Genomic DNA, 5,149 nt, shown 5'->3' on the forward strand with positions numbered 1-5,149 from the left:
GGCCGTCTCGGCAAAGGCGCTCTGCCACCGGTTCAAATCGACATCGGCGAGCGCGACGGGGCTTTCATTCTGGCCCGGCAGGTCGGGAAGCACGGCGGCGAAACCTTGCGCGGCCAAGGCGCGCATCGCGCGTACGATAGTGCGGCGGCTGCGGTTCGCTTCCTCGAACAAGGGGGCCGCGAACAGGATCGTCGCGCGGGGCGTGCCGTCGGGCGCGATGCGAAGCCTATGCTCGTCCATTCGCCCCTCGCATGCCGGTCAGCCCTGAACCTTGCGTTCGGCGAAGCGCAGCAGATTGCCATAGGTTTCGAAGATTTCGCCGTCGACGTCGTCATCGTCGATCAGGATGCCGAGACGGTCCTCCATCTCGGTCAGCACGGTTGCGACGGCCATGGAATCGAATTCGGGCAGTTCGCCGAACAGGCCGCTGTCTTCGGTCAGCGCCGCCGCGCGTTCGGCGCCAAGGCCGAGGACGTCGGCGAGCAGGGCGCGAAGGGTGGCGTCGACGTTATGGACTTCGGTCATGGGTCTTTCCTGAGCAGCGAACGGGCAAAGGCCTTCAATGCCGGTCCCCATGCCGCGATGCGCCCGCGATTGAAAGCCTCCAATCGCCACAAGGGCTCGTGCCGGTTCATCCAGTCGCGCTTGTAGGCGTCGTTGCCGGTGCCGAAATCGATACGGCGCACGCCATCGACCGCGATGACATGGCGAAACAGAGCCGCCGAAAGCAGGGTGCCGGGCGATGCCTTCAGACTGTCCTCGACATGCGCGAGCTTGTGGATGAAGGCGGTGCCGTCCTCCACCGTCCAATATTGCGCCGCCACCGCTTCGCCGTCGATCCGCGCCAGCCCCATGCGAAAGGTGCCGCGCGCGCTTTCTTCTTCGGCAAAGGCGCGGAGCAGGGCGGGGTTGCCCTCTTCGGGCTTCCAGCTCGCGGCGTAGATATGCTCATAGGCCGCCCAGGCATCGGCGTCGAATGCGGTCAGAATCTCGATCGCGACAATATTCTTTTTCGCCTTGCGCTGGACCGTGCTGCGCAGCGCGCCGGGGCGGGTGGCCCACCAGCCGTCATGATCGAGCCCCGTCAGGTCGAGCCAGTGGCGATCGCCCGCCGGCACCGCGCGCACCCACCAGCCGGCGGCGCGCATCGCGGTTGCGATGCTGTCCTTTTCGGCATCGGGCACGGGATAGAGCGTCAGGCGTGCGGCCTCGGCGCGGGCGCGTGCGAACAGATCGCGCAGCGCCGCCATATGGTCGCCCTGGCCGGTATAAAGCGGGCGGATTGCAAAGCTGTACCAGTTGGCAAGCCCGGAAACCGCGCCCGATTTTTCACGCCGAAGTGGTAGCCACGCCGCGGCTTCGCCTGCGGAGCCCACCGCATCGATTCGGCCTTCTCCGGCAAATCCGTGCGCGGCGAGCAGGTCGAACCATTGGGGACGGTCGAACGGCGAAGCATGGCCCATGCCGCGCGCTGCGGCGGGCAGCTTGGCATCATTAGCGTGATGTTCACCGTTCCCATCCATGGTGCGGCGCTCTATCACCACTGTCCTAACAGCCGATGACCAAAGCCGAAAACCCGCCCTCATACCCCCTCGACCATCTCGCGCTGCGCGGCGCGGCCGATGCGCCTGCGCTGCTCATCGGCGACGCGCCGATGTCGTTTGCCGATCTCGATGCGGGTGTCGGCCGGCTGGCGGCATGGCTGCGCGCCGCGGGCGCCCGGCCTGGCGACCGGGTGGCGAGCTGGAGCGCAAAGACGCGCGCTGCCTGCCTGATGCCGCTCGCCGCGGCGCGCGCCGGGCTGATCCATGTGCCGGTCAATCCGCTGCTGAAGGCACCGCAGGTCGCGCATATTCTGGCCGACAGTGGCGCAGCGCTGTTGCTGACCAATCGCGCGCGGGCCGACATGCTGGGCGACGGCCTTCCCGGCGGCTGTGCGCTGCGCGATCTGACTGCGGTCGAGGCGGCGATCGACGGCCATCCGGAGCGCTTGCCCCCTTCGGCGGGCGATCCCGGCGATCTGGTCGCCATTCTCTACACCAGCGGATCGACCGGACGGCCCAAGGGCGTGATGCTCAGTCACGCCAATCTGTGGCTCGGTGCCGAGAGTGTCGCGACCTATCTGGCGCTCGGCGCCGATGATCGCGTGCTGGCGGTGCTGCCTTTCAGCTTCGATTATGGCCAGAACCAGCTTCTTTCGGCCTGGTATGCGGGCGCCGCGGTGGCGCCGCTTGATTATCTGGCGCCGCGCGATGTGGTGAAAGCGGTGGCGCGGCACGGCGCCACGACCCTTGCCGGGGTGCCGCCCTTATGGGTGCAACTGGTCGAGGTCGATTGGCCGGTGGATGTCGCCGCATCGCTGCGCCGCCTTACCAACAGCGGCGGCGCACTGACGCCGTCGCTGATCGACGCGATGCGCGCGACTTTTGTCGAGGCCGACATTTATCCGATGTACGGCCTGACCGAAGCGTTCCGGTCGACCTGGCTCGACCCGGCGCTCGTCGCCGCGCATCCGACCTCGATGGGCCGTGCGATTCCGCACGCCGAAATTCTCGTGTGCCGCCCCGATGGCAGCATCACCGCCGATGGCGAAGCGGGCGAGCTCGTCCATTGCGGGCCGCTCGTCGCGCAGGGCTATTGGCGCGACGCTGAACGCACCGCCGAGCGTTTCCGCGCGGCGCCTGCCGCGTCGGCGTGGGGCGGCATCGCCGTGTGGTCGGGCGACACGGTGCGCCGCGATGGCGATGGTCTGCTCTATTTCGTCGGCCGCGACGATGCGATGATCAAGACCGCGGGCAACCGCGTCAGCCCGACCGAGGTCGAGGATGCCGCCGTTGCCACCGGCATGGTCTATGAAGCCGTCGCCTTCGGCGTGCCCGACGCGCGGCTGGGCGCTGCGATCCAGTTGATCGTGCGCGGCAAGGCCGATGCGGACCGCGAGGCGTTCGCCGCCGAACTGCGCCGGACGCTCCCCAACTTCATGCAGCCCAAGGCCGTCGAGTGGCGCGAGGCGTTGCCGCGCAATCCCAATGGCAAGCTCGACCGCGTCGCGATCGCGGCCGAATGGGGTGCAGGGGTGGCGGCATGAAGCCGCACGGCCCGATCCCGCCCGGCTTTGCTGCCGACGCCGACGGCATGTTGCGCATCGGGGGTCAGCGTGCCGATATCCTCGCCGAGGCGGCGGGCGACACGCCGCTCTTTGTCTATGACCGCGCGATGCTGACCGCGCGCGCCGCCGAATGGCGCGCCGCAATGCCCCGTGAGGTGCAGCTCCATTATGCGATGAAGGCCAATCCCTTCGCGCCGCTACTCGCGCATATGGCGACCATCGTCGACGGGTTCGACGTGGCATCCGGCGGGGAATTGGCGTTGGCGCTGGCGAGCGGCATGGCGGCCGAACACATCAGCTTCGCCGGCCCCGGCAAGCGCGACCGCGAACTGGAAGCGGCGATTGCGGCGGGCGCGACGCTCAATCTTGAATCGGCGGGGGAGGGGGCACGGGCGCTTGCCATTGCCGACCGAATCGGGACGCGGCCCCGGCTCGCAGTGCGCGTCAATCCCGATTTCGACCTCAAGGGATCGGGCATGAAAATGGGGGGCGGCGCCAAGCCGTTCGGGGTCGATGCCGACGCGGTGCCGGCGCTGGTCCGCACGCTGATCGATGCCGGCGCCGATTGGCGCGGCTTTCATATTTTCGCAGGATCGCAGGCACTTGATGCCGATGCGATCGCCGATACGCAGGCGCAGACGGTCGCGCTCGCGGCGCGGCTTGCGGAGGCGGTCGGCGCCGCCCCGCCGCTCGTCAACCTGGGCGGCGGCATGGGGGTTCCCTATTTCCCCGGCGACCGCGCGGTCGACGCTGCGACAGTCGGCGCGCGGCTCGCCGAAACGCTCGGCGCGCGAGGGGCCGCGCTGGCAGAGAGCGGCTTTGCGATGGAACTCGGCCGCTGGCTCGTCGCCGAGGCCGGGGTCTATCTGATGCGCGTGGTCGACCGGAAAGTCAGCCACGGCGAAACCTTCCTCGTCACCGACGGAGGACTGCATCACCAACTCGCCGCGAGCGGCAATTTCGGGACGGTGATCCGGCGCAACTATCCGATCGCCGTTGCCGGCCGGTTCGGCCGCGAGGCCGTCGAAACCGTGTCGGTCGTCGGCTGTCTGTGCACTCCGCTCGATCGGCTGGGCGATCAGGTCGGCTTGCCGCGCGCCGATGTCGGCGATCTGATCGCGCTGTTCCAGGCGGGCGCCTATGGCGCCTCGGCGAGCCCCGCTGCATTCCTCGGACAGGGGCCGGCGGGCGAGATGCTCGTCTGAACCTTACCGAACGCGGTTAAATTTTGTGCCGAAGCGGCACAATGTGCGACAAGCGCGGACACAACTTATCCCAATACTAACGGTATGTTCACCCTTTTCCAGCATGGCTGACCCTGACGCATTGGCTGTTGCTGCGGGGATTGGCGCCGCGGCGGCACCCGTCCGCTCGAAAGGTGAATTGAACATGACGTCCTTCCCCTCGCTTCGCGCCGCCCGCGCCGCGCTGATTTCCGGCATCGCCGCGACCGCGCTGACCGGGTGCATGGGGGCCGGCACCACCGCGCCGCAGCTTCCCAGCGCCAATTTCGTCGCCAACCAGGAAGGACCGGGCGAGGAATATATCATCGGGCCGCTCGACGAGTTGCAGATCTTCGTGTGGCGCAACCCCGAACTCGGCGGCAAGGTGCAGGTGCGCCCCGACGGCCGGATCACCACGCCGCTGATCACCGATATGCCCGCGGTCGGCAAGACGCCGACGATGCTCCAGCAGGACATCAAGCTCGCGCTCAGCCAATATATCACCGATCCCATCGTCAGCGTGATCGTCACCAGCTTCAACAGCACCTTCTCGCAGCAGGTGCGTGTCGTGGGCGCGACCGAAAAGCCGGCGTCGATCCCCTATCGCGCGAATATGACCGTCCTCGACGCGATGATCGCGGTCGGCGGACTCGGCGACTATGCCGCTGGCAACAAGGCGCGGCTCGTCCGCTTCGACAAGGGCAGCGGCAAGCAGCACGAATATGGGCTTCGCCTCAACGACCTGATCAAGCGCGGCGACATCAAGGCGAACGTCAAGCTTCAGCCGGGCGACGTCATCATCATCCCCGAAAGCATG

At 67.7% G+C, this 5,149-nt stretch carries 5 protein-coding genes and 1 pseudogene; 3 read left to right on the forward strand and 3 right to left on the reverse strand.

Annotated features, from left to right (window positions below; translation table 11 throughout):
- From ABS88_RS23980 to ABS88_RS23990, 3 genes and pseudogenes are all read right to left on the reverse strand, one after another.
- Positions 1 to 240: pseudogene (locus ABS88_RS23980) on the reverse strand (hypothetical protein); the annotation flags it as partial.
- An 18-nt stretch (positions 241 to 258) separates the two neighbouring features.
- Positions 259 to 525, reverse strand: a complete 267-nt coding sequence (locus ABS88_RS23985; protein WP_058812843.1) for an acyl carrier protein — start codon at positions 523 to 525, stop codon at positions 259 to 261.
- On the reverse strand, positions 522 to 1,523 hold the full coding sequence (locus tag ABS88_RS23990; RefSeq protein ID WP_286750805.1) for a GNAT family N-acetyltransferase: 1,002 nt from the start codon (positions 1,521 to 1,523) through the stop codon (positions 522 to 524). Before ABS88_RS23990 ends, ABS88_RS23985 begins: the two co-directional genes overlap by 4 nt.
- Before the next feature lie 35 nt (positions 1,524 to 1,558).
- On the opposite strand from ABS88_RS23990, the gene ABS88_RS23995 reads away from it, so the two are divergent.
- The 3 genes from ABS88_RS23995 to ABS88_RS24005 form a co-directional block, all read left to right on the forward strand.
- A complete protein-coding gene (locus ABS88_RS23995) occupies positions 1,559 to 3,088 on the forward strand; it encodes an acyl-CoA ligase (AMP-forming), exosortase A system-associated (protein ID WP_234179407.1) in 1,530 nt (509 codons plus the stop codon).
- On the forward strand, positions 3,085 to 4,314 hold the full coding sequence (locus ABS88_RS24000) for a pyridoxal-dependent decarboxylase, exosortase A system-associated (protein ID WP_286750806.1): 1,230 nt from the start codon (positions 3,085 to 3,087) through the stop codon (positions 4,312 to 4,314). The genes ABS88_RS23995 and ABS88_RS24000 overlap by 4 nt, the downstream gene beginning before the upstream one ends.
- Before the next feature lie 184 nt (positions 4,315 to 4,498).
- The coding region (locus ABS88_RS24005; RefSeq protein ID WP_286750807.1) for an XrtA/PEP-CTERM system exopolysaccharide export protein at positions 4,499 to 5,149 on the forward strand (651 nt) is incomplete at its 3' end.

It is taken from the genome of Sphingopyxis sp. SCN 67-31 (assembly GCF_001725095.1).